Below are 24,780 nucleotides of genomic sequence, written 5' to 3' on the forward strand. Positions count from 1 at the left end.
CCAGCCGGCGCAGAGCCTCCCTCATTCACATATTCAAAATACGACCGTTCGCTCATTCCCATCCGGCACCCGTTGGATGCCAGTCAAAATGGTGTAATTTTGCACCTGCATATTATTCATCAACATTAGCCTAAAACGTATGGAAGCGGCTGCTTTATACTTTCGTTTTAAAGATAACCTGGCCACGATAGCCGGCGCACTTCACAGCAAACTGGAGGTGGGCACCATGCCCTACAACACCTCCATCCCGCTGGAGATCAACCTGCTTTCCGATATCCTGCGCCTGCATGGCCTGGAGTTCTCATCGGATGCTCCGGGAGCTGCCCGCCTTTTCGATTTTCAGCAATGGTACGCGCAGCACGAGGAACAGGTGAACACAGTATTGCACCAGGTGCTCGAGAACACCAGAGCCTACATGAAAACGGCTACCGGCACCGTGCTGCAAAAAGAAATGCTTTACCGCCGCCTGGAGTTCTTCAAAGAAACTGCGCATACCTTAGAGGTGATGATGGCGCAACAGCAGCTGCACAGCCCCAAGCATTTCAGTTATCCTTACCTGAACAGTTAAGTTATACCCTTGTGCCCGGATATGGGTACTAAAGGCAGAGAGCCGCTGCGTTTATAAAAGCAGCGGCTCTCTGCCTTTTTAAGCGCAGGTTACTTTCTGATGGAAGTATGGCCGTCTTTGGAATGCGCTAATTTTAAATCTCCCTTGGGCTGCTCCTTCATGCTTGCATCTGCCTGGTCTCCCACGCCGCCTTTGGCCACCGTAATGCCTCCGTCTACCATATACAGGGCACCGGTAACGTACGATGCCTCGTCAGAGGCCAGGAACAGGTAAACGTTTGCCACTTCCTCGGGTGTGCCCCGGCGGCCCATCGGGGTTGCCTGCTTCATCGTTTTCACCATCTCGCTATCCATGGGTCCCGTGTTGGCATGGGTCCAGGCAGTATCGATCGGCCCTGGCCCCACCAGGTTGCAACGCACACCGAACTGCGCCTGCTCCACGGCCAGGCCGCGCATAAAGGCATGCATAAAGCCTTTGGTGCCGCCATACGGGGTGTTTTGCGCGATCCCGATCATACCCGCCTCCGATCCGGCTGACACAATGTTGCCCTTGGTCTTGTGCAGCTCAGGCAGAGCAGCCTTGCTCATGCAAAAGGCCGAGCGCAGGTTGTTGCGTATCATATAATCAAAGGCCTCTTCGGAGTAATCCTGCAGTAGGTTTACCTCCGGAAAAACACCGGCATTGTTAATTAAAACATTCAGTTGCCCGTACTCCTGGGTAGCTAAATCCACACACGCGCTGGCATTGTCCATAACCGAAAGGTCGCCGGTGAAAGCGATTGCTTTGCCGCCAGCCACCTGTATACTGTTGGCCACATCCTCCACTGGGTCTTCCGGAAAACCCGCCACCACCACGCTTGCCCCCTCGGCTGCGAACTTCTTACAGATAGCCTCTCCAATGCCGGTACCACCACCTGTTACAATGGCCACTTTATTTTTCAGTCTGTTTCCCATTTTCTAAGGTTTAAATTCATGTATCGTTTGCTTTCTTTCAACGGCAAGCGTGCGCATCTGTTCTTAGGAGCGTATTTAATAAATAGAGAAAGCACGTTTTACAGTGGTTAGCGTATGACAGAATCTAGGCACTCTACTGTTACACCCTTTTACCGAACAACCCTTATGAGTATATTATACCAGACGCTCGCCAGCTCCTTCGAGGACCGGTTGGAAACAGAGCACCTGCTGCTCAGGCCCTACCAGGAAGGGGATGAGCGTGATTTTATGCGGCTTGTGCAAGAGAACCCTGCAGAGCTTAACCCAGCCTTCGGCGGTAGGATAGCCCGGGTGCGCGCCCTCGACGATGCCCGCATCCAGGTGAAGCAACTCCGTACCGAATGGGACAACAGAAAGATGTTTGACTTTGGCGTGTGGCTGAAAGAGGGACAGGAATACATTGGAGACATCGCCCTGCAGAGCCTGGATCATCACATTCCGAAGGCAGAGCTCGGGCTATACTTTAACAGTTGGCCCAATACCCGTGAGCTGGCGGTGGAGGCCTTGCAAATGGTGCTGCAGTTCGCCTTCGAAAGCCTTAAGATGAACAAGCTTTACCTGCGGTGCACCAGCCTGAACTTGCATTACGGCGAGCTGGCAGAAAGCTGTGGGTTTATTAAAGAAGGGGTGCTCCGAAACGATTTTAAAGGCGTTGATTCGGAGGAGCTGTATGATCTGGTATACTATGGCATGACGTTCCCTGACTTTGAGCACACACAGCAAAACGCGGCGCAGGATAACCTCTCTGCCATCGCCTGAAACTAGCTGCGCCTTAAACCTGAGCTGCCCCAACTATTATTAAACTATACTTGCCCAAAGCAGCCGCAGCCTAACGCCTGGGTTTGGCTACGAAAAAATCAGTATCGAAGGTCAGGTAGAAAGAGTTGGAGAACTCCAGCTTTGCATTGTCCAGATCCACTACGGGTTCAAAGCGAAAAACGAGGTACAGGTTATCCAGTATCTCCACATCTTTCATGAACCGCAGAATCAGCAACTGGCGCTCCTGCTGCAGGAAGTCCGGATTTTTGGACGTGGAAGAGGCTGACTGGTACAGTTTACCACCCAGATCGGCCAGGTACCCGTCGCCGCGCCAGTAGCTGAGCATCACATCCTGGTACTTGGTGTCTATGCCTGCATTCAGGTAAATCCCATATCCCTGTTTGTAGGGTAACTGGTAAACGTTGGAGAAATCGCGGAAGCCAACCAGGTAATTTTTAGTGTACAACCGATGCAGCACTTTGCGGTTATACTTTTTTTGCAGATCTATTCCCACGGCTATGTTTGTGAGCGTTTGCAAGGGCAGGTCCGATGCGTCGATCTGGCCCCCGGTGTGTTGCGCCGTAAACTGCAAGGGCAGCGTCAGTATCAGGCTGTCTGCCAGGTTGCCCCTTCCCTCCTGCTCTAGTAGTTTAAATGCCATGGCTGCCCCACCGTTAACGCGCTCCTGGTCGTCCTCGCCCCTGTACAGCATGTGTGCCCAGTCTATCCAGGTGTCGAGGGCAAGGGTATGGGTCTGCAGCTTGTATTGCAGCCCGTTCTCCAGCCGGTTTGTGATCACCCGCTCCAGGTCGTAGAGCGGCTCTATGTAGCCATGGCTCAGGCTGCCCTCCAGGGTGCCGAAGGTAAAGCTCCAGTTCTCTCTAGCAATTTTGGCAGATAAAGTTGGGGCAACATCCTGGTAGCCGTTGTTGCCAAAGTCTTTCCACAAGAAAACCCCGGCATCAATGCGCACGAAAGGAGCCGGCTGGTAAATTAACCTGGGGTTGAGTTGGTATCCAAATAAAGTATAGCCGTCCGCAATTTTATTGAAGTACTCGTTATTCTTGGAAAAGCCAAGAGCATACAGTCCAAATCTAATCTCATTAGCATTTTCGGGTTTTACAGGCAAGGTGTGCAACAGGGCCCTGTTGTTTAACTGACCATAGCTTAACCCACTACTAAACAACAGGGTAATTATAAATAAAAGCGTATAAATGCGCATAAATAATGTAGAAAGATGGGACAAAAAGCAGACAGCCTTTGTTGTAATCAGTCGGCAATAATAAACTAATATTCTTAGTAAAATAGTTAATTGCTTTCTTGCAAATAGCTACCGAAAGTAGTAATTTCACCTTCAATAAAAAATAAATTAATTAAATACACATGAGCGTAAGCAACGAAAAACTTAAAGCCTTGCAGCTGACCATGGATAAGCTCGACAAAACATACGGTAAAGGCACCGTAATGAAGTTGAGCGATAACAAGGTAGAAGACATACCTGCTATTTCTACTGGCTCGCTGGGGCTGGATATTGCTTTGGGGATAGGCGGATTACCGCGCGGCCGCGTCGTAGAAATCTACGGCCCGGAATCATCAGGTAAAACCACGCTTACCCTGCACTGCATTGCAGAGGCTCAGAAAAAAGGTGGCCTGGCCGCATTTATAGATGCCGAGCATGCCTTCGACAGAGCCTATGCGCAGAAGCTTGGCATTGACACTGAAAACTTATTGATATCACAGCCCGACAACGGCGAGCAGGCACTGGAGATCGCAGATCACCTGATCCGTTCCGGCGCTATAGACATTATTGTTATTGACTCTGTTGCCGCCCTGGTACCGAAAGGCGAACTGGAAGGCGACATGGGTGACAGCAAAATGGGTTTGCAGGCACGTTTGATGTCGCAGGCACTCCGTAAGCTTACCGGCACGATCAACAAGACTGGCTGTACCTGTATCTTCATCAACCAGCTTCGCGAGAAGATTGGTGTGATGTTCGGTAACCCGGAGACAACTACTGGTGGTAACGCCCTTAAGTTCTACGCTTCCGTTCGTTTGGATATCCGCCGTATCGGCCAGATTAAAGAAAGCGCCGACAACATTACCGGTAACCGCACGCGCGTGAAAGTGGTGAAGAACAAAGTGGCGCCTCCATTTAAAGTGGTTGAGTTCGACATCATGTATGGCGAGGGAATCTCTAAGGTTGGGGAGATCCTGGACCTGGGCGTAGATCTGAACATTGTGCAGAAATCCGGTTCATGGTTCTCTTATGACGGCAACAAATTAGGCCAGGGACGCGACGGCGTGAAGCAGATATTGCTCGACAACCCGGAGCTGATGGATGAGATAGAAGGCAAGATCAGAGCCATTGTAAAAGGTGAGCCTGAGAAAGTAGCCGCAGCGCTGGACGAGGCAGCCGCAGCGAGCGAGTGAACCCTTTTCCCAAACTTTAAGTAAATAAAAAGAGCTACCAGGTGTAGCTCTTTTTATTTACTTAAAGTTTTTATTTACTTCATGTTGAATTGATTAGCTGTAAATATCTGTTTAACTTAGTGCATCAGCTGGCAGTTGGTATAAAACTTGATCTAAGCCCTACCCTACACAACTGAGCTAAGAGCGCGTATGAAAAAGATTTTTCCGATAATTCTTGTAGCCCTGGCAGCCACCTTCGGCTTCGTAACAAAAGATCGCTTGCGTACTATCCCGAACGAAAGCTTTTCGTCTGGCGAGATACTCAAGTATAAAGTGCATTATGGCCCAATCACAGCGGCGGAAGCAGTGATAGATGTCGCACCGGACATACAGTATGTGAATGGCCGCCCCTGTTACCGCGCCACCGTGTATGGCAAAACCAATAGTTCGTTTGATCTTTTTATCCGGATACGCGACACCTGGCAATCCTATATAGATACGGCTGCCATTATGCCCCAGCGATCTTTCAGAAGTATAGAAGAAGGCAACTACCGCAAACATGAAACAGTAGACTACAATCATTTTAACAATACGGCACAGGTAGAGAAAAAGAAGAAAAACAAGTACAAGGAGACAAACAAGCACAAAATACCCGATAATGTGCAGGATATTGTCAGTGGCTTTTATTTCCTGCGCACCTTCAATTACGATGGCATGCGGGTAGGTGATAAGCTAAACGTAAAAGGCTTTTTTGACGAGGAGACTTTTGAGATGGAGGTGACCTATAAAGGAAAAGAAGTGGTTAACACTAAAGCCGGCAGTATCAAAGCCATCAAACTGATCCCCAAAATGCCGAAGAACGAAATGTTCAAAGGCGAGAACGCGATCACCGTGTACCTCTCCGACGACAAGAACAAGATACCGGTGCTTATACAGGCCGAAATGTTTGTAGGGTCGGTAAAAGTAAACCTCTACGATTACAAAAACCTGAAACACAGGATTATACTAGCGCAGAATTAATACTTAAAAAAAACCGGTTTTGCTCCGGTTTTTTTATGCCCTATATGTTAGCGGTTAGGGCTGTATGTTAAGAAAACATTATGATTTTGTAAGCAGAGATTAAATTGTTTCACGAATGGTATCTTTGTTATGGAAATAATGCCTGTTAACGCTAATCATACTCCCGTGCAAACTGCATCAAGCTATAAAGTGTTAGTGGTAGACGACGATCCGGATATCGTGGAACTACTCCAGTATAACCTGAACCGGGAGGGGTATACCGTATCGACAGCCGATAACGGCAAAAGAGCCATTGAGGTGGCCCAGTCGGTAAACCCGGATGTGATACTGATGGATGTGATGATGCCCGTGCTGGATGGAATCGCCGCATGCCGGCAGTTGCGCGAGCTGCCGGACTTCAGGAACACCTACATCATCTTTTTAACAGCCCGGTCAGAAGAGTTCTCGGAAGTAGCTGCTTTTGAAGCCGGCGCCGATGATTTTATCACCAAGCCCATAAAGCCCCGCGCGCTGCTGAGCCGCCTGGCCGCCTTTGCCCGACGCGATGCGCAGCAGGAGGAACAGGATCAGGTGATCGAAATAGGCGACCTGCGCATAGACCGCACCAGCTTTGCCGTTTACAAGCAGGATCAGAAAATAACGCTTCCTAAAAAGGAGTTTGAGCTGCTGGCTTTTTTGGCGGCCACCCCTAACAAGGTGTATACCCGTGAGGAGCTTTTAAACAACGTTTGGGGAAGCGACGTGTATGTAATTGCCCGTACCGTGGATGTGCATATTCGCAAAGTGCGGGAGAAAATCGGAGAAGAGAACATCAAAACCATTAAGGGTGTCGGCTACAAGTTCAACACCGACTGACACATGAACTTCAATTCCCGTACGCTTACATTCCTGATCTCATTGGCGGTGGCACTGGTGCTCACCGCCTTTCTTGCTTTAGCCAGCTATTTTTCATCAGAGGGCTTTAAGGTAGCGCTGGTCATCGTTTTTATAAGCTGCTTCTTACTGGTTTATTTCTCGTACGAGGCACTGGTGCTGCGCGAGGTGAAGAACGTGTACTCCAGCCTGGACAGGGTTAAAAAACAGGATTTCAAGAAGATTGAGACCAAATCCACCTTCAACACAGACCCGCTCACCAAGATAAAAGACGAGATCTACCAGATTGCGGAGCAGAAACAACAGGAGATCGATGAGCTGAAACGCCTGCAAGCCATGCGCCGTGAATTTCTAGCTGATGTATCGCATGAGCTGAAAACACCGATTTTTGCGGCACAAGGCTTTATTCATACTTTGCTTGATGGCGCTATGGACGACCCGAACGTTCGGGAGCGCTTTCTGCAAAAAGCAGCCAAAAGCCTGGACGGGCTCGATGCCCTGGTGCAGGACCTGATCAGCATCTCGCAGTTTGAGAAGGGCGTGGTTAAAATGGCCAAGCGCAACTTTGATGTGGCCCAGCTCGTGCGCGAGGTATTTGAGCAACTGGAGCAGAAAGCTGCCCAGCACCACGTGGCGCTGCACCTGAACGTGAGCCCCGACGAGCCAGTCATCCTTTTTGCGGATCCCAACCGGATGCGACAGGTTTTTATCAACCTGATAGACAATGCCATTAAGTACGGGCGCAAAGGCGGCAACATATGGGTTATTTTTGACGAAGGGAAAAGGAAGTTTACCGTTACCGTGAAAGATGACGGCAAGGGCATCGCCCTGGAGCACATCAACCGGATTTTTGAACGCTTCTACCGCATCGATAAAAGCAGGGCCCGAGACACGAACAGCACCGGCCTTGGCCTGGCTATCTGCAAGCACATTGTGGAGGCGCACCGTTCTTTTATAGCGGTTAAAAGCGAAGTTGGCAAGGGCACCACCCTGCGTTTTAAGCTGCAAAAGGCAAAGCCGGCCTGAGCGGCACTTGCTGCACACAACCAACCTGAATATTCCGTATCTTTGCTGCGCGCGCAGCAAAATGTACCGCTGCGCCCGAACAAAGTATAGCATCGCATGAAGTACCCGGTTTTTAAAGACCTGATCATATTCGAGAACGAGGATTATCTAGTGGTGAACAAACCCCCTTTCCTCGCCACCCTCGAAGACCGCACCCCGAACACAACGAACCTGCTTAAGATTGCCCGCCAGTACAACCCCGACCTGCAGGCCTGCCACCGCCTGGACAAGGACACATCGGGCTGTTTGGTGTTTGCAAAGAACGCGGAGGCTTACCGCCATTTATCCATGCAGTTTGAGCACAGGCAGGTGTACAAAGTATACCATGCCGTGGTTTGGGGCATACACAAGTTTCAGGACCAGTTGGTGAGCAGGGCCATTCAGCCGAATGCGAAGGGCGTGGCGCATTTAAGTCCGAAAGGCAAACCCGCCGACACCTATTTTACTACCCTGGAGAACTACAACCGACACACGCTGGTAGAGTGCGTGCCGGTTACCGGGCGTTTGCACCAGATACGCGTGCATTTGGCCTACCTGGGGGCAAACATTGTAAGCGATACGCTGTACGGAGGCGAAAACCTGTACCTGAGTAATTTGAAACGCGGTTTCAACCTGAAACAAAACACGGAGGAGTTGCCACTGATCAAGCGCTTTGCCCTGCACTCGTTCAACATCGGCTTTACCCTGCTAAATGAGGAGCCTGTTAAAATAGAGGCGCCCTACCCGAAAGACTTTGCCGTGCTGGTAAAGCAACTGCGGGCACAGTAGCAGCTGCAGGACAAATGACTATTTGACAAAGGACAAAAGAGGCTAAAGATTCAGCGGCTTTTGTCCTTTCCTTTTAAAAAGGCCTGTTGCATCTCCTACCGCAAGTTTAGCGCAAGCGCAACTTGTGGCAAAGTATAACAGCAGTTTTTAACTGCTTTGCTTTGCAAAAGCAAGAAGATCAACGGCCTATGCTATACTTTATACTTTCGCCACACACGGCAAAGTCTAAATCTTATAAAGTGTCCTTTTCTACCCACGCCGAAAGCCAGTTGCAAACTGGCATCATATTTAGCCACAAGTTACGCTAAACTTGCGGCAGAAATTACTTCCTTTTTTTTCAAATTATCCTTTGTCAACAAAAGCCCTACCTCACCCGCAGCACGATCTTGCCGATGTTCTTGTTCTGCTCCATGTATCGGTGCGCCTCCGCCACATCCTGCCAGTCGTACACTGAGTCCACAACAGGCTTTATGGCTCCGGTTTTGAAATGCGGCATGGCAAAGCCGATCATATCCTGTGTTAGCCTGATCTGGTAATCTTTTGACCTGGAACGCAGCGTGGAGCCCATTACCTGCAGGCGTTTGATGAGTATCTGGCGCAGGTCGAAGTCCTCTACCTTGCCACCGCCCAGGCTGGCAAGTATAACCAGCCGGCCATCCATCCGCAGGCAAGCAATGTTTTGCTTAAAGTATGGCCCGGAGATAAAATCCACGATCACGTCCACCCCTTCGCCATTGGTAAAGGACAGCACCTCGTCCTCGAAGGGCACCTCCTGGTAGTTAATGGCTTTGTGCGCGCCGAGCTCTTTGCAGGCATGCAGCTTGTATTCAGAGGCGGTTACCAGCACCTCGGCTTCCATTTTTCGGGCCAGCTGTATGGCAGCAGTTCCCACGCCACTTGCCCCGGCATGTATCAGCACCCGCTCACCGGACTTTAGCTTTCCCAGCCACGCCAGGGCCTGGTAGGCTGTAAGGAACACCTCCGGTATGGCGGCTGCCTCTTCCATGGTCAGGTTTTCGGGCACAGGCATGGCCATACGCTCGTCTATCACGGCAAATTCGGCGTAGCCGCCCCCGGGCAGCAACCCAAAAACCTTGTCGCCTTTTTTAAACCGCGTACAGCTTGCGCCGACTTCTACCACCTCACCTGCTATTTCTAAACCCAACAACGGACTGGCGCCTTTTGGGGCGGGGTACTTGCCCTGCCTTTGCAGCGTATCGGCACGGTTGAGGGCTGTGGCATGCACCCGCACCAGTAGCTCGTAAGGCATAGGCAGTGGCTGTTCGTACTCCCCAAGCGTCAGCTGCTCGGGTCCGCCGGGTTGTTTTACAAGTATGGCTTTCATAGTTCAGACAGGTTGGTATAGTTTATTTTAGATACTGAAGTTTGCGGTGGCTTGTTCTACTCCCTCCGGATAGCTTCTACGGGATGTAATCTTGCGGCGCGCATGGCAGGGTACGTTCCAAACACTATACCGATAACGATGGCAACTACCGTTACCACCACAAAAGTATCAAAAGTATAAGCTGCCTGGAAAGGCACATCGGTGATGGCTTTAACAATAGGCACGATGCCCAGCGTAGCCAGCACGCCGAGCAGCAAACCTAAAAAGCTCCCGAACAACGACACCGTAACCGACTCGGCCAGGAATTGCATTAATATGTCGCGCTTTTTAGCCCCCATCGCTTTGCGTACGCCAATTTCTACGGTGCGTTCTGTTACTGATATCAGCAGCACATTCATAACACCAATGCCGCCCACTACAACCGATATGCCCACTATAAGCCCCATGATCACCCTGAACAAAAAAAAGCCTTTTGCAGCCTGCTCTACCCTGCCCTTGTTGGTTATGACTCTAAAGTCTGTTGTGTCGCCTGTGAAGTTTGACTTGAGCCAGTTCTCCGTTTTCGCTTTAAATGCTTGCACCTGCTCTACATCATCTACTTCAAATGCTACGCGTGGCGGGTCTGCTCTGAGTTCATCTGCTGTAAACAGCGTGATAGGCAAGTATATGCCGGGTTTTTCAAGATCTTCGGGCTTTAGCACGCCGATCACTTTTACAGCCTTATCTTTAAAATGAATCATCTGACCAAGTATAGCCTTTGCAGGCTCCTTACCTGTCGCCTGCTTCGCAAAAGCGTGGTTTACAAACGCAACTGGCGTTGCCGCATTCAGTTCTTCGGGCGTGAACATGCGGCCGGCTTGCAAGGCACCCTGCGTGCGGTGCAGCTTATTTAAACCTTGTACTGTTGCCCCTACCCGGCCACTGTCGGCAAGCATCACCTCCCCGTTCTGCATTCGCTCTATATACCCAGTGGCAGGCAACTGCATTGCCCCAGCCAAAGCCCTGAAGCGCTTGTAATCCAAAAAGTTATAGCCCTCTTTCTGCAGGCTTACACCGTTTACCTTTTTGTAGGTAACCGTCTCGATCAATACTGCCTTCAGCGAAGTTGTGTTTGTAATCTGGTCGCGCGCATACTGCTCCATCCCATCTATCAGAGAAAGGACTGTTACCAAAGCACCCACGCCTATCACAATGCCCAATATAGACAGCAAGGTATGGAACAGCCTGGCGCGGATGTTATGCAAGGCCAGGGCGAATGCATTGAGTATTTTCTTGAGCATAAGTTACAGTGGGTACCCGTCAGCTTTAATAACTCTAGTTTAGTTTAGGCACATTACTCAGATAAGGTACATATATTTCTACTAAAAACGCGCTACACTAAGCTAAAATCAACCTGCCAAAAATAATTACGAAACTTTCGTAGCTTTTATTACGAAACATTCGTAACTATACGAAAATATCGTAGAATTATGGAAAAGCTAACCCAACAAGAGGAAGACGCCATGCTAACCATCTGGGAAACCGGCGGCGGCTTCATCAAAGATTTCCTGGAACAAATGTCTGAGCCAAAGCCACCTTATACTACGCTGGCATCTACGGTAAAGAACCTTGAGAAAAAAGGGTTTCTGGAAAGTGAAAAGCTGGGCAACACCTACCGCTACGCACCCCGCATAAAAGCCGAAGACTATAAAAAGCGCTTCATGAATAGCTTTGTAGGCGATTATTTCAAAAACTCTTACAAAGAGCTGGTGGCCTTCTTTGCCAAAGACCAGAAAATCAGCGCCGAAGAGCTGCAAGAGATTATTAATATGATCGAGAACAAAAAAGCCGAATAGCCATGCCTGAACTACTGATATACTTGCTGAAAGTGAATGTGGCACTAGTGCTTTTTTACCTGGCTTACCATATTGTGTTACGTCGGCTCACGTTTTTCCACCTCAACCGCTTGTTCCTGGTTTATGGTATTGTGTTCTCAACGGTTTACCCTTTTATAAACCTGGCCGCACTTTTTTCAGCCCATAAACCCATAGCCGATGCTTACTTGATTAGTATACCAGCCTGGGCACTAGCTGACCAAACTATAGCACAAAATCCCACTTTCAATTACTGGCAGCTACCGGTATACCTGTTCTGGGCCGGGGTTATCGTAATGTCCATTAGGTTTATAGTTCAGCTGGTTTCGCTCTATAAAGTTCATGCAGCATCGGAGCCGACCAACTATAAGAGCATCGGGTTCAGGCAGGTTACAACTATAAGCCAGGCTTTCTCTTTCTGGCAAACGATATACCTGAACCCCGGGCAGCACAAACGCAACGAGCTGGAACAGATACTACACCACGAACTGATACATATTACCGGCTGGCATACGATAGATGTGCTGCTGGCCGAGCTAAGCACCGTGTTTTACTGGTTTAACCCGGGCGCATGGCTCATGAAAAAAGCTGTGAAAGAAAACCTGGAATTTATCGCCGACCAGAACGTAGTGAGCACCGGAGTAGACAAAAAAGAATACCAATACCTTTTACTGAAAGTTGTAGGCGCCACGCAACCTCAGATTGCCAATCAATTCAATTTTCCATCATTAAAAAGAAGAATTGCCATGATGAACAAAATACCTACCAGCAAGGCCGGGAAACTCAGGTTACTGATTGTCCTGCCACTTGCCGCAACGTTGCTATTCGCTTTCCGGAGCGTTGCACCGTTAGCGGAAACTATAACTAAAACAACAAGCGCCGAGACAATGCAACAAAACGGCGACCTTAAGCTGCCTAATGAATTGGTTGAGCACCTGAGGAAAAACGCTGCCATTAAAAACGTGCGCGGCCGGGTGATTGACGGAAGGAATGCGGTTGTTATAAACCTGAAAGGCGGCGGCACCGAAGTGTATTACCTCAACGATGGAGCAAGCATTGCTGCGCTGGAGCGTAAGTATGGCTCGCCAGCGCTTCCAGCTCCGCCTACGCCTGCACGTGCTAACGAAAAGCTGCCTCCGCCACCGCCACCAGCCCCTGAAGCCCCTAAAGTGCAGGCTAAGAGGATTGTAGTTTCAGAAATACAAGCGAATCCTGAACAGGTAAAAGTAAACCTGCCAGATGGCGTTGTTTATTATATGGACGGAAACGAGGACAGGGCAGAATCTTATAAAACACTGGACCCAAAGCAGATACACAGCATCAATGTGTACAAAGGCGAGAACGCTGAAAAGCTATTGGGAAAAAGCGCAGCCAAAGGTGTGGTTTCTATCATAACAAAGCAGAACAAAGACTCCAGACAGGTACAGGAGTTCATACAGAAATTCCCTGCACTTCCGGCTCCCACAATAGAAAAATAATTGAAAGTAAAGCAAACTATAAAACGCCCTTACATGAAAAACTACCTTTTATTCATTTTACTGTTTTCTGTGCATCTCGTGTATGGGCAAGCTACTGTGGCTCCTAAGCCAGCATATGTTATCATCATTAACGATGAAATTGCCACAATGGAAGAACTGGATGCATACGCCAGGCAGGGCTATGTGAAAGCCATGAACAAAGGGGTATCTGATGAGACACACGCCAAGTTAGTAGAGCAGTTGGGCAATCAAGTTGGCGACAAAGAATTCATCATTTTAATAGCCCTGTTTACAGATGAAGAAAAGACAGCGAGAACAACAGGTAATAGCAAAGGTTCTATCATTGATGATAAGCCTGAAAACAAAGAGGAATCAGTAGCAAAGGATAGTGCTAAAGATGTCGCTGTCAGTATGAAAGATGGCAAAACGATAATGCTGTCTGATATGAAAAAAGAGGGGCTGGTTTTAAATGTAAATGATGCTGCGAAAGATTTTACCGTAAACATGCTGGATGGCAAGGCTCTGAAGCTGTCTGAATTAAAAGGAAAAGTTGTGCTCCTCAATTTCTGGGCCACCTGGTGCGCTCCCTGTTTAATGGAGTTCTATGACTTCCCTTCTAAAATTATAGAACCAAACAAAAACAATGAATTTGTGCTGTTACCTATATCCAGAGGAGAAGCAAAGCAGAAAGTATCGAACAAGATGCTGGATCTGAAGAAAAAAGGGATTGATTTTAATGTAGGGATTGATACTGATGAAACTATCTGGGATCAGTATGCAAAAGGTGGGATCCCTCTGAATTTCCTGATAGATAAAAAGGGCGTTATCAGACATGTGTCTATGGGCTATGGAGAAGCTAACATAGAAACACTGGCAAATGAGATCCAGAAACTGCTGAAGGAGTAACTTCGCAACAATAAACCTATAGTTTACCACACAACAGCACTATAACCGTAGTGCTGTTGTGTTTTTATAGTTGTACCTTTACTTATAACTGCCTGACAGGTAAGTATAACCTTTAAGTAGCAACTCTAGTTAGCAGGAGCTATTTCACTGATTTTCGGTAATTTACAAACCATTGTTGCATATAAAGTAAAATGCATTTATCTTTGTGTCCATTTTCAAGAACCGAAAGATCAATAATTAAATAAATAAATCGCTTACAACCACTATTAATGGATCATTTAAGTTATAAGACCCAGTACGTTAACAAAGCTACAGCCAATAAAGGTTGGGTGATTGTTGACGCGGGGCAAGGAAACTTGGGTCGCGTGGCATCTGAGATCGCCAAGATCCTGAAGGGCAAACACAAGCCTTCATACACTCCTAATGCTGACTGCGGTGACAACGTAATCGTTATCAACTCTGACAACGTGCGTTTCACAGGCCGTAAGTGGGACCAGAAGTACTACCTGACACACACGGGATACCCGGGTGGCCAGAAAAGAACGACCCCACGTGAGCTAAAGGCTAAATCGTCTACATTACTTGTAGAGCGTGCTGTACGTGGCATGTTGCCAAAAAACAGGCTGGGTAGCGAGCTATTCAGAAATCTTCATGTTTTTACAGGAAGCGAGCATCCTTTTGCAGCTCAGCAGCCTAAAGAATTAACCTTCAATATCTAATTATTAATGGAAGTTATCAATACATCTGGTAGAAGAAAAACCTCGGTGGCACGTATCTACATGACGTCCGGGCAAGGGAATATCACTATTAACGGTAAAGATATCAAGGCATACTTCCCTAACGAAGTACTGCAAACTATAGTAAATCAGCCGTTTCAAACCTTAGATCTAATTGGCAAGTACGATATTACTGCTAATCTTAAAGGTGGTGGTGTAAGCGGCCAGGCTGAAGCACTAAGACTTGCTATCTCTAAAGCACTGGTAGTTGAGAACGCCGAAGTTAAATCCGCTCTTCGTAAAGAAGGCTTTATCACGCGTGACCCACGTATGGTGGAGCGTAAGAAATTCGGTAAGCGTAAGGCGCGTCGTTCATTCCAGTTCAGTAAACGTTAATATTTTAGGTGTATCAACAACATGGCAAGTACTAATTATAAAGAATTACTTGAGGCAGGTGTTCATTTCGGTCACCTTACCAGAAAGTGGGATCCAAAAATGGCTCCGTATATCTTCATGGAGAAGAACGGCATCCATATCATTGACTTAAACAAGACGCTGGTTGCGCTTGATGAGGCTTCTGCCGCTATCAGGAACATCGCCAAGTCCGGACGTAAGATCTTGTTCGTTGCTACTAAAAAGCAAGCGCAGGAGATCGTTACAGAAGAGGCAAAGCGCCTTAAAATGCCTTACGTTACCGATCGTTGGTTAGGCGGCATGCTGACTAACTTCGCTACGGTGCGCAAGTCTCTTAAGAAAATGTCTACTATCGATAAGATGGTGAAAGACAACACAGCTTATGCAGCCATCGCGAAACGTGAGAAGCTAATGCTTTCTCGTGAGCGTGAGAAACTGGAGCGCGTACTTGGCGGTATTGCCGACCTGTCTCGCCTGCCAGCTGCGCTGTTCATCGTAGACGTGAAGCGCGAGCACATCGCCGTGAAGGAAGCACACAAGTTAAACCTGCCTGTATTCGCGGTTTGCGATACAAACTCTAACCCAGAGCTGGTTGATTTCCCGATTCCTGCAAACGACGATGCTTCTAAGTCAGTAGCCCTGATCGTGTCTATCATTGGTAAGGCTATCGAAGAAGGACTGTCTGAGCGCAAGGTGGACAAAGAGGAAACCGAGCGTAAGCGTTCTGAAGAAGAAGGCATCAAGGCTAAACAAGAAGCAGACGAGCAATAGTCATTTGTTCATATTGCACTAATTACAAACTGAACATTGGGCTTTGCTGCTTCAATGTTCAGTTTGTTTTAGGGCTACTGCAACGGTATGCAAGCTGCCCGGCACCAAGCAAGGCTCTGTTTTCGGAATAACAGCAAAGTTTGCCAGCCTGGGCCAACAGCAGCTGCCCGAAATTAAAATCTTTACTTATTGATTCATCATTCTTAATTATAAAAAAATGGCAATTACAGCACAAGACGTTAACAAACTCCGTCAGGAAACCGGAGCTGGTATGATGGACTGCAAGAAAGCGCTGACAGAAGCAAACGGCGATTTTGAGGCAGCGAAAGATATTCTGCGTAAGCAGGGTCAGAAAATTGCCAGCAAGCGTGCTGACAATGCAACTTCTGAGGGTATCGTTCTTACTCAGGTAAACGCAGAAGGCAACAACGGTAAAGTAGTTGCCCTGGCTTGCGAAACTGAGCCTGTATCTAAAGTACCTGAGTTTAAAAGCCTGGCACAAAAAGTAATGGATACGGCTGTATCTACTAACGCTGCCTCTAAAGAAGAATTACTTGCTGCCGAGCAGGAAGATGGCCGCTCTCTTCAGGATCATATCACAGACCTGATGGGTAAGATCGGTGAGAAAATTGATGTACTGTCTTATCAGACAGTAACGGCTGACCAGGTGGTTGCTTACACGCACTCTACTGGTAAGTTGGGTGTGTTGGTAGGCCTTGTTAACACCAACGGCACTGATGCAACAGAGGTTGGCAAGGACGTAGCCATGCAGATTGCAGCCATGAACCCGGTTGCCCTTGACAAAGACGCGGTGGATGCTGCTACTGTAGAGCGTGAGATCGAGATTGGCAAGGAGCAGGCACGCGCCGAAGGCAAGCCAGAAGCCATGCTTGAGAAAATTGCACAAGGTAAACTGAACAAGTTTTACAAAGAGAACACGTTGCTTAACCAGGAGTTCGTAAAAGACTCTTCGCTAACCATCGCGCAACTGCTTGACAAAACTAGCAAAGGCATGACCGTTAACGAGTTTAAGCGTGTAGCTATCGCTTAAGTAGAAGCACATTGTTTTAGCATAAGAAAAGCCCCTGAGAAATCAGGGGCTTTTCTGTTTTTTAATATATATGAGACGCATTATTTAATAATAGTTTATTTATATATTTACAAACTAAAATCTACTTCACTGCTAACAGATGAAAACAATTCTTACCTATCTTACATTATTTTTATCCCTTTTCTCCCAATACTCATATGCCCAGCAAAAACTCCATATAGGGATAGAGATCGGACCTAAACAGGAGCATTTTACGTACGATGATCCAACAGGATTCAACCGTATTTCTATCATGTACAAAACTTACCCATTCCGCCGCAGCGTGCTCACAAACGCATCGCGCATATCCTGAAAGCGGTTCACCACGGCTTCGATAAACTCCTCGTCTAGCAGGGCTTTAACGCCTTCATCTCCCATCACCTCGGTTTCCTCAATTTTATAGTGTTGCTCCAGGTTAGCTTTCTCCAGCTTTAAAATATACTTGCCGTTGTATGCGTGCAAGGTAATCTTAACGTGTGGGTTTGGTATATCGGCTACTACTCTCATGGTTCTATTCTGTTTAGGGTGTTAAAGTATAAATTTTCGCGCAGATGAATCCACGCCTCCCGAGTGAGGAATTTTATAATAATTTCATTTAGACCGCAAGTGAGAAATCCCGCCCATTTTACATGCATGCAATATTTCAGAGTTCTCTCCCTGCTGGGAATGACAACTAAAATGCGCCCCTGAGGTTCAGTACTTCTTTTTCCTTTGTCAGAAAAGGCTTTTGTCGAATAACTAAACCTTCTCCGCTATCTCGATGCCCATGAGCTGCATGAGCTTGCTGGCGTTGAAACTACGGCAAATACCCCGCTGTAGTTTATAGTCAAACTTAATTTCATCGCCGATAATGTCGCTGTTAAAACTGTAGTTCTCCACACTACCGGGCAACTCCTGCTCCATGGCCCCTAATTCCAGGTCGTGGGTAGAGATCAGGCCGGAGGCGTTGCGCTTGTGCAGCTGCCGGATCAGGGCCATGGCCCCTGCATGACGGTCGCGGGAATTGGTGCCCTTCAGGATCTCGTCGAGCAGGTAAAAAACCGGTTGTCCTTTTTCTGTCAGTTCTAAGAGCATGCGCAAACGCTTTAACTCAGCATAAAAAGAAGAGGTGTTCTCGGAGAGGTTGTCGGCGGTGCGCATGGCGGTGTATACCTGTGCCGGTGCTACTTTAAACTTCTCGGCACAAACCGGAGCACCCATCAAAGCCAACACCATGTTGATACCCGCCGTGCGCAGAAAAGTGGTTTTACCCGACATGTTAGAGCCCGTTACCACCATGGTTTTACCGGCTCCCTGCATTTCAAAATCATTGGCAACGGGCCTTACCGAAAAAATAAGCGGATGCGCCAGCGCAGCAGCCTCGAAGGCCAGCGGCTGCGAACTAATAACCGGCACCGCATACCCGGGGTGAGCATGCTGAAAGGCCGCTATACTTGCCAATGCCTCTATTTCGGCCAGTGTATCCAGCATTTCTTCCAGCTGGGGCAGAAACTTATCCCGCCAGCTTTCCAGGCGGTACATCCACACAAAGTCCCACATCAAAACCGTATTCAGGAAAAAAGCCATCAGGGTGCTCAGGCGCCACGAAAAAAAGTCGATGATGTTGGCCAGCTTATGAATAATGACCGAGCCTTTGGTACCCGACTGCTTCAGTTTTGCCTGCAGTGCCTGTAGTTGCGGGCCACTAAACCCCTTTTGCTCTATGTGCCGAAGCTGTTTGGTGTAGCTGCGCATGGCCTCGTAAATACCGATGCTTTGCTCATAATAGGCATCACGCTCTACCCTGAACTGATAGGACAGTAAAAATTGCAGTACTAAAAAAGCACCAGGCAGGTAGCCACTGGCACCATAGCCCCAGGCAGTGATGGCTGCCAGCGTAAGTACAGGCAGCACAAACACCAAAACCTTTAGCACGGGGTGCCGCTTGTAAAAATAACTGCCAGCGAACCAGCTTATAAATTCTCCTGCGTTAGTTTCTTTGTGGGTATAGTGCATCGGCAGGGCCAGCTGCTCCTGCAGCCAGTCCAGTTGCTGCTCAGCGGCAAGTTCCGCCACCGCTTGCTGCCTGTCGGCTATTACGTGCGCAGGCGCAGCCTTGCGGAGCCATTGCGCCAGCTTATGCCTGCCAATGCTGGTAACAGAGCGGTTCAGGAGCTGGAACAAGGAATTCTGCCCAAAAATATCCAGGTCAGCCGTATAGGGGTGAAGTTCATTCAGGTACGCTTGCCCGCCATCAAAAGCTGTAAGCCTGCCTTGCAAGCGGTCTATTTCCTGCTCATTTATTTGGCGCACCAGCCTCAGCTGCTGGTAGCTAAAGTTCAGTCTGCTATGCCAGCGGAGCACGACAACAAACAAGGCATAGAAAACCAGGATAGCGGTGGCCCCTGCAGTTCTGTTGCCTGTGCTGAAAAAATAATACGCCGTGGCTATGCCGGCTAAAAAAATAACAACCCGTAACCACGACACCCATGTTGCTTTGGCTGAGGCACCTTTCTCCTGCTCCGCAAACGCCTCAATGCGTTGCCTGTATACTTCTTCTCTGCTTTTTATCACGATGTGTAAGGGTTTTTTTCCTACCTGTGGGGCGGTGTTTCGATGGTGGCGATGCATTTTAGCTCAATGGCTATGGGTGTGGGCAGCTTGTTCACCTCCACTGTTGTCCGGCACGGCTGATTGTCTTTAAAATACTCGGCATACAGTTTATTATAAGTAGCAAAATCATCGGCCATGTTGGTCAGGAAAACAGTTACATCCACCAGTTGGTCCCAGCCGGAACCGGCATCTTCCAGAATGTAACGCACATTCTGGAAAACCGAGCGGCACTGCTTCTCAATATCATACGAAACGATGTTTCCCTCCTTGTCCAGTTCCACACCAGGAATTTGTTTTGTGCCCCGCTCCCGAGGGCCTACCCCGGAAAGGAAAAGCAAATTGCCGACACGACGTGCGTGTGGATAGAGTCCCACAGGTTCCGGTGCCTTGCCTGAATTCAAAACATCCTTGTTAGCTGCTGCCATATGTGTGTATTTTATACTTTTGGTAAAGATTAGTTAAGCTCTCTTAAAATTAAGCATTAACTTCAAAACTAAGCCTGCCCCCTGGCAATACTTTATACTTTGAACACGGGCAAACTGCTGCACCAAGTAGGATTTACAGGAACTAACCACTATTTTAGTTTGAATGATCGTTGCCAAACCTAACCAGCAAAGCACCTATTACCTGAAAGGTATAGCGATACTGGTTATCATGCTGCATAATTTTTTTCATATCCTTCCCTTTGCTCCCGGCGAGAATGAGTTCAGCTTTTCTACCCAACCCATATATAATCTTATCCAAAACATAACCGAAGCCCCGCAGGATCTTATCAAACAGTTGTTCTCCTTCTTTGGCCACTATGCGGTTCAGTTCTTTGTTTTTATCAGTGGCTACGGGCTTGCCACCAGGTATGCCGGCAGGCCAGCCACAAGCTATACCCAATATATATCGCATAGACTTAGCAAGCTCTACCCTGCTTTTTTCCTGGCTGTGTTTTTCCTTTTTTGCTATAAAGCCGCAGTCGATGTTTTTATTCCCGGAAAGGAAATCGCACTGGGTCCGTTTGTACAGCAAGCGCTTCTAAAGCTTACGCTTCTGGCTAATTTGATACCCGGAGAGGCCTTGACCATATCCAGCCCCTGGTGGTTCTTTTCCCTGATCTTTCAGCTTTACCTGCTGGCTCCTGCTTTAATCCGCCTGCCTAAAAAGGAGTATTTGCTGCTGATCGTGGTCTTGTCGTGGGTTGCGCAGTTGGCTGTGCTTGCTCTCAATCCGGAGAACATCGCGTATTTGCGCCTTAACTTTGTTGGCCACCTGCCCGAGTTTTGCCTGGGCATATACCTGGCCGGGCAACAGCAAGTCAAAATAAGTAATGCGCTGCTTGTTTTGGCAGGTGCCCTGTTTTTTGCGGGCTCTTTCTTCCCCGGCCTTTGGGTCATTTCCTTTACGCTGGTACCGCTTTTTTTCATGACCTTGCATCGCTTTACGAAAGCCCCTGAAAGTGGCTGTTTCAGTAGCCTGCTACGGTACTTTGGCAAAAACTCGCTTTACTTTTTTGCGGTGCACGGCCTCTGTCGGGCACCATTTCTGGCGCTCGGAAGCCAGTCTGTGCCGGGGTATTTGGCGGGGGCTGTACTTTACCTGTTGGTAGTAACAGCACTCACAATGGTGTTTAAATATATCGTGGAACGGGTCTCCATCACATTGTTAAGGCCTGCCAAGCACTATGAAGTTTAAATCAGTAAAGACTTGCTTCCTGCTCTTCGTGTTTATGTGCCTTTTTACGGTAACCGTGGAAATGCGCCCCGGCCGGGTTTACTACGTGCTGCAGTACCTGCTGTTCAGGGAGAGTGTACTGGAGCTGATGCTGTACCTGGCTGTTTTTGCACTGGCAGTCTGGAGCCAGCAACTCCTGCTCCTGAACCGCAACCGCATTGTGCGTTGGGCCTATTACCTTATCTTGCTCCCGTTTCTTTTTATCAGTTTAAGCTATCGGCTTATTACGGGTTATAACTACGCCTACCACGATGCACAAACAGCCCACAACAATCCGCATTTCTGGCTAACGGCACTCCAGAATTATACCCTCCCGATTCTGCTGGCGCTATTTGCCTCCCTAATCACCGTGTTGCTGCTTTCAAAGCTGCCCATTATTTTTAAGACCAGGTTCTCTTCCCGGCAGGTTCTGGCAGTGGTGCCTGTCCTGCTTTTATGCTGGTGGTATGTCAACAGGTCGGTGGGGGTAATAGACGACCTGCCTGCCTTCTATCGGGTACCGGTCAGCACAGGGCTTGCCATAGCGCACAAGCTGCCGGCAGGGGCAAGGGAGCAGGTACAGGTGCACGCAACTGGTGCAGGCGTAAGGCATCTCTTTTTAATTGTAGACGAAAGTATAACTGGCAGTGCGCTTTCTTTAAACGGCAACCCCTTGCCTACCACCCCTTACTTAACTTCTGTTCAGGATAGCATCCTCAATTTTGGCAAAGCAAGCGCCCTTACCAACTATAGCGCCGGCACTAACATTGCCCTGCTGAGTGGTGTTCAGACAGCGCAGTTACCTGACCTGAAACATGTCGCGCTCACGGGCCCGGGTATCTTTCAGTACGCGAAGCAGGCCGGTTATACCACCTATTATATTGATGCCCAACTTGGTCTGCAAGCGCTGCAGAATTACATGACGCCACACGACCTGAAGTATGTGGACCATTTTATACAGCCCAGCGAGCTGGAAGCCAACCTCCCCTACTACCTGCGTGATTACAGGGTGGCAAATATACTGGTGGACCTTTCCAAATCAGGGCAAAAGGTTTTTGTGTATGTAAATAAGGCAGGTGCGCACTGGCCATATGCCAGAACCTATCCCGAAAGTGCGGCTACGTTTGCCCCGGTGCTCTCTGAGGCCAGCATGCTACAGGATCAAATCCGTTCCACTAACACGTATTACAATGCTATCCGGTGGACCGTGGATGGCTTCTGGAAAAAACTGTTGCCAGGCATTCAACCCGCCGACAGCACCGTGGTCGTGTACACGTCTGATCATGGGCAAAACTTAGCGGGTGATGGAATCAGTATCGCCCATGCCTCTACCCAAAACACGCAGCCTATAGAGGCCAATGTACCGCTCTGGCTCCTGGATAAATCCGGGCTTACGGCCGGCTATACCTTACCCGCCCCTAACCGGCAAGCGCAGGAACAGATTTTCCCTACCCTGCTTTTGTTTCAGGGATATTCCTTACAGTTTATCCACGAAAAGTATGGCCACACCTTATTTGAAACCCCGGATAAAAAGGGCCGGTATTTCCTGACGGGAGATATTTTTGGACGGGGCAAAACAGCTTTGCTCAAGTTCGACGCACCGCAATAAAGCAAAAGAGGCTAACATAGCGCTAGCCTCTTTCACCCTAAACAAACTACAAACGAATTTCTACTTTGTAAACTTCACATCGCCATACTTTGAGCTGATGCTGATCAGGCCTTTAGGCGCTGTGCCCCCGAACTTGCCTTTATAGGCCGCCGAGGTATACCCTTTCTCCAGCGATGTGATGTTTACAAGCGACTTGTCTACTTTAAAATCTGCGAACTGCACGTTTACATCGAAATTGAATGCCGAGTTATCCGCAAAGTTTAGCTGAATCGGGCTAAAACCACTCTCCAATAGAATGCTGCGGATGTCCTTGCTTACCCGATCCACCCTGAACGATCCATACTTCAGGTCCAGGTTTAAGGCCTCCCCCAGGTCCCCGATCTTAAAATCACTGTATTTACAGGATCCTTCCAGGCCATTGGTGCCGCCCACACTCATGCTGGAATAGGATACCTCTACATTGCCCCCGTTTATATAGCCGCAGTTACCAGAGCCATAAGCCAGTTTCACGCTGTTTGTACTGCTGCCAAGCCTTTCTGTTTTAAGGGAGCCATACTTTACAGAGATGTCGGCCTTTCCTTTTAAGGCAGCCAGGTATACATCTCCGAAGGTGTTTTGCACCGCAAGCGCGTTTTCCTCTGGCATGTAGATCGTATAATTGATCTCGAAGCTTTTGTTGCTGTTTCCCGATATCCGCATAGGCTCCATGTTTGTGCGGAAAGAAATCGTGTTGTTCTCCCGCTTCTCCTGCACGCTGATGTTATCCAGAATTTCCTGTGCCTTGGCCTCGGTGCTGGCACGGGCTATCATTTCTACCTTTACCTTTATCTCCTCCTTGTTCCAGGTGTTTACGTGCACTTTCCCGAACTTATTTTCTATCCGGAGCAAATCGCTTTTGTTTACTTTGTAAGTCTTGTCCAGCACCTTGCGCTTTTCCGCATCGTAGGCATTGGCCGCTTCTGTGTTACCGGTCTGGTAAGGACACTCCGCCAGGGCAGCCTGTTGGGCCAGTTGCATTAGTTCGGGCAATTCCGGAAGGGCAGGTAGTTTCGCGCGTGCCGAAAGCGCTGCCAATGGCGCCATCTCGGCCAGGTTAAGCGTTACTTGTGGCTCGGTGGGGCATGGGGTGGGCGATGGTTTCGGTTGAGCCAAGGCCAGACCAGGTGCTGTGCAAACTAGTAACAGCAGGCTGCGTATCAGGTTATGCATGAGTGGTTTCATTTTCTTTCAGTTCTGAATTGATCGTTTTTTCCAGTTTTTCGATATGCTGGAGTACTTCCAGTTGCTTGTTTAGCACCCTGATCCTGAGCTGCAGATTCTGGATCATCGCATCCACAATTTCATCTGTATTAGGAGTAGTGTAAAGTTGCTTCTTCAACTGCAGGTAACTACTGTCGAGCCTTGCCAGCTCCTGGTCTACTGTTTTCTGGTCATCCAGCCCCAGCATTTTCAGGTCATAATCGCTTAACTGGCTTTTCTTCTCCTTTATCTGGGTGACATAGTAGGCTTCTATCTCCACCATTTCAGGGGCGATGTTGCTGATCACCTTCTGCTCCGATGCAACGGCTATTGTGTTTCCTGCAGCCGGCGCGTTTTGCTTTACCAGCACCAGGATTAGGCCGCAGCCAATCAACAACAATATGGCAGCTGCCACACGCATAAACAGCGCATTGGCACTAAAGCTGGCACTATCACCGAAGTTAAACTTAATTACTTTTGTCTCTTTTTTCTCAGCTTTAGGCAGCTCGTGGCAGATCTCCTGCCAGAGGTCTGGCCGCGGTTCGAAGCAGTCGAATGCATCGCGGTGCTCGTTTACAAAATCTTTCAGTTTATCTTTCATGGTAACTTTCTCCT

Annotated in this window: 25 protein-coding genes; 16 read left to right on the forward strand and 9 right to left on the reverse strand. The window is 48.5% G+C overall.

What is annotated here, in order from left to right:
* Positions 1–139: 139 nt before the first annotated feature.
* Complete coding sequence (locus AC4BAN_RS11940; RefSeq protein ID WP_490564638.1) at positions 140–568, forward strand: hypothetical protein; 429 nt, start codon at positions 140–142, stop codon at positions 566–568.
* Between the two features lie 89 nt (positions 569–657).
* Here AC4BAN_RS11940 and AC4BAN_RS11945 read toward each other — a convergent pair whose 3' ends face one another.
* Entirely contained in the window at positions 658–1,521 is an 864-nt protein-coding gene (locus AC4BAN_RS11945; RefSeq protein ID WP_490564639.1) for an SDR family NAD(P)-dependent oxidoreductase, read from the reverse strand.
* Between the two features lie 165 nt (positions 1,522–1,686).
* Here AC4BAN_RS11945 and AC4BAN_RS11950 point away from each other — a divergent pair, with 165 nt between their 5' ends.
* The gene (locus AC4BAN_RS11950; protein ID WP_490564640.1) at positions 1,687–2,319 is read left to right on the forward strand and encodes a GNAT family N-acetyltransferase; all 633 of its coding nucleotides are present in this window, start codon (positions 1,687–1,689) and stop codon (positions 2,317–2,319) included.
* 70 nt (positions 2,320–2,389) lie between these two features.
* On the opposite strand, the gene AC4BAN_RS11955 is transcribed toward AC4BAN_RS11950, so the two are convergent.
* Positions 2,390–3,541, reverse strand: a complete 1,152-nt coding sequence (locus AC4BAN_RS11955; RefSeq protein WP_490564641.1) for a lipid A deacylase — start codon at positions 3,539–3,541, stop codon at positions 2,390–2,392.
* A 161-nt stretch (positions 3,542–3,702) separates the two neighbouring features.
* Between AC4BAN_RS11955 and recA the strand changes: the two genes are divergently transcribed.
* The 5 genes from recA (at position 3,703) to AC4BAN_RS11980 (ending at position 8,454) form a co-directional block, all read left to right on the forward strand.
* Positions 3,703–4,749, forward strand: coding sequence for a recombinase RecA (gene recA, locus AC4BAN_RS11960; RefSeq protein WP_490564642.1), 1,047 nt, complete (start codon positions 3,703–3,705; stop codon positions 4,747–4,749).
* Between the two features lie 189 nt (positions 4,750–4,938).
* Positions 4,939–5,748, forward strand: coding sequence for a DUF3108 domain-containing protein (locus tag AC4BAN_RS11965; protein WP_490564643.1), 810 nt, complete (start codon positions 4,939–4,941; stop codon positions 5,746–5,748).
* A gap of 165 nt (positions 5,749–5,913) precedes the next feature.
* Complete coding sequence (locus tag AC4BAN_RS11970; protein WP_490564644.1) at positions 5,914–6,603, forward strand: response regulator transcription factor; 690 nt, start codon at positions 5,914–5,916, stop codon at positions 6,601–6,603.
* Between the two features lie 3 nt (positions 6,604–6,606).
* On the forward strand, positions 6,607–7,647 hold the full coding sequence (locus AC4BAN_RS11975; RefSeq protein WP_490564645.1) for a sensor histidine kinase: 1,041 nt from the start codon (positions 6,607–6,609) through the stop codon (positions 7,645–7,647).
* A gap of 96 nt (positions 7,648–7,743) precedes the next feature.
* Complete coding sequence (locus AC4BAN_RS11980) at positions 7,744–8,454, forward strand: RluA family pseudouridine synthase (protein ID WP_490564646.1); 711 nt, start codon at positions 7,744–7,746, stop codon at positions 8,452–8,454.
* A gap of 364 nt (positions 8,455–8,818) precedes the next feature.
* Here the strand turns inward: AC4BAN_RS11980 and AC4BAN_RS11985 are convergent, their stop codons facing one another.
* Positions 8,819–9,799 carry an NAD(P)H-quinone oxidoreductase gene (locus AC4BAN_RS11985; RefSeq protein ID WP_490564647.1) on the reverse strand — a complete coding sequence of 327 codons (981 nt, stop codon included), beginning with the start codon at positions 9,797–9,799 and terminating at the stop codon, positions 8,819–8,821.
* 56 nt (positions 9,800–9,855) lie between these two features.
* Positions 9,856–11,079 (reverse strand): ABC transporter permease, encoded by a 1,224-nt coding sequence (locus AC4BAN_RS11990; protein ID WP_490564648.1) that lies wholly within the window; start codon positions 11,077–11,079, stop codon positions 9,856–9,858.
* Between the two features lie 189 nt (positions 11,080–11,268).
* Between AC4BAN_RS11990 and AC4BAN_RS11995 the strand changes: the two genes are divergently transcribed.
* From AC4BAN_RS11995 to tsf, 7 genes are all read left to right on the forward strand, one after another.
* On the forward strand, positions 11,269–11,634 hold the full coding sequence (locus AC4BAN_RS11995; RefSeq protein WP_490564649.1) for a BlaI/MecI/CopY family transcriptional regulator: 366 nt from the start codon (positions 11,269–11,271) through the stop codon (positions 11,632–11,634).
* A gap of 2 nt (positions 11,635–11,636) precedes the next feature.
* Positions 11,637–13,130 (forward strand): M56 family metallopeptidase, encoded by a 1,494-nt coding sequence (locus tag AC4BAN_RS12000; RefSeq protein WP_490564650.1) that lies wholly within the window; start codon positions 11,637–11,639, stop codon positions 13,128–13,130.
* A 33-nt stretch (positions 13,131–13,163) separates the two neighbouring features.
* The gene (locus AC4BAN_RS12005; protein ID WP_490564651.1) at positions 13,164–14,036 is read left to right on the forward strand and encodes a TlpA family protein disulfide reductase; all 873 of its coding nucleotides are present in this window, start codon (positions 13,164–13,166) and stop codon (positions 14,034–14,036) included.
* 269 nt (positions 14,037–14,305) lie between these two features.
* A complete protein-coding gene (gene rplM / locus AC4BAN_RS12010) occupies positions 14,306–14,755 on the forward strand; it encodes a 50S ribosomal protein L13 (protein WP_490564652.1) in 450 nt (149 codons plus the stop codon).
* Between the two features lie 6 nt (positions 14,756–14,761).
* Positions 14,762–15,148, forward strand: a complete 387-nt coding sequence (rpsI, locus tag AC4BAN_RS12015) for a 30S ribosomal protein S9 (protein WP_490564653.1) — start codon at positions 14,762–14,764, stop codon at positions 15,146–15,148.
* Positions 15,149–15,169: 21 nt separating this feature from the next.
* Positions 15,170–15,937, forward strand: a complete 768-nt coding sequence (rpsB, locus tag AC4BAN_RS12020) for a 30S ribosomal protein S2 (protein ID WP_490564654.1) — start codon at positions 15,170–15,172, stop codon at positions 15,935–15,937.
* Between the two features lie 217 nt (positions 15,938–16,154).
* Entirely contained in the window at positions 16,155–16,988 is an 834-nt protein-coding gene (gene tsf / locus AC4BAN_RS12025) for a translation elongation factor Ts (protein WP_490564655.1), read from the forward strand.
* Positions 16,989–17,291: 303 nt separating this feature from the next.
* On the opposite strand, the gene AC4BAN_RS12030 is transcribed toward tsf, so the two are convergent.
* The 3 genes from AC4BAN_RS12030 to AC4BAN_RS12040 all read right to left on the reverse strand — a co-directional run bounded on the left by AC4BAN_RS12030 (position 17,292) and on the right by AC4BAN_RS12040 (position 20,044).
* Entirely contained in the window at positions 17,292–17,534 is a 243-nt protein-coding gene (locus AC4BAN_RS12030) for a hypothetical protein (protein WP_490564656.1), read from the reverse strand.
* Positions 17,535–17,765: 231 nt separating this feature from the next.
* The gene (locus AC4BAN_RS12035) at positions 17,766–19,580 is read right to left on the reverse strand and encodes a MutS family DNA mismatch repair protein (protein ID WP_490564657.1); all 1,815 of its coding nucleotides are present in this window, start codon (positions 19,578–19,580) and stop codon (positions 17,766–17,768) included.
* Positions 19,581–19,600: 20 nt separating this feature from the next.
* Positions 19,601–20,044, reverse strand: a complete 444-nt coding sequence (locus AC4BAN_RS12040; protein ID WP_490564658.1) for a RidA family protein — start codon at positions 20,042–20,044, stop codon at positions 19,601–19,603.
* A 163-nt stretch (positions 20,045–20,207) separates the two neighbouring features.
* On the opposite strand from AC4BAN_RS12040, the gene AC4BAN_RS12045 reads away from it, so the two are divergent.
* Together AC4BAN_RS12045 and AC4BAN_RS12050 are read left to right on the forward strand one after the other, a co-directional pair.
* Positions 20,208–21,299: an acyltransferase family protein gene (locus tag AC4BAN_RS12045; protein WP_490564659.1), complete on the forward strand. Its 1,092-nt coding sequence runs from the start codon at positions 20,208–20,210 to the stop codon at positions 21,297–21,299.
* Positions 21,289–22,926 carry a sulfatase-like hydrolase/transferase gene (locus AC4BAN_RS12050; protein WP_490564660.1) on the forward strand — a complete coding sequence of 546 codons (1,638 nt, stop codon included), beginning with the start codon at positions 21,289–21,291 and terminating at the stop codon, positions 22,924–22,926. The genes AC4BAN_RS12045 and AC4BAN_RS12050 overlap by 11 nt, the downstream gene beginning before the upstream one ends.
* A gap of 60 nt (positions 22,927–22,986) precedes the next feature.
* Here AC4BAN_RS12050 and AC4BAN_RS12055 read toward each other — a convergent pair whose 3' ends face one another.
* Together AC4BAN_RS12055 and AC4BAN_RS12060 are read right to left on the reverse strand one after the other, a co-directional pair.
* Positions 22,987–24,147, reverse strand: coding sequence for a DUF4097 family beta strand repeat-containing protein (locus AC4BAN_RS12055; RefSeq protein ID WP_490564661.1), 1,161 nt, complete (start codon positions 24,145–24,147; stop codon positions 22,987–22,989).
* Positions 24,128–24,766: a hypothetical protein gene (locus AC4BAN_RS12060; RefSeq protein ID WP_490564662.1), complete on the reverse strand. Its 639-nt coding sequence runs from the start codon at positions 24,764–24,766 to the stop codon at positions 24,128–24,130. Before AC4BAN_RS12060 ends, AC4BAN_RS12055 begins: the two co-directional genes overlap by 20 nt.
* Between the last annotated feature and the right edge of the window lie 14 nt (positions 24,767–24,780).

The sequence above is a fragment of the Pontibacter sp. GD13 genome, assembly GCF_058216355.1.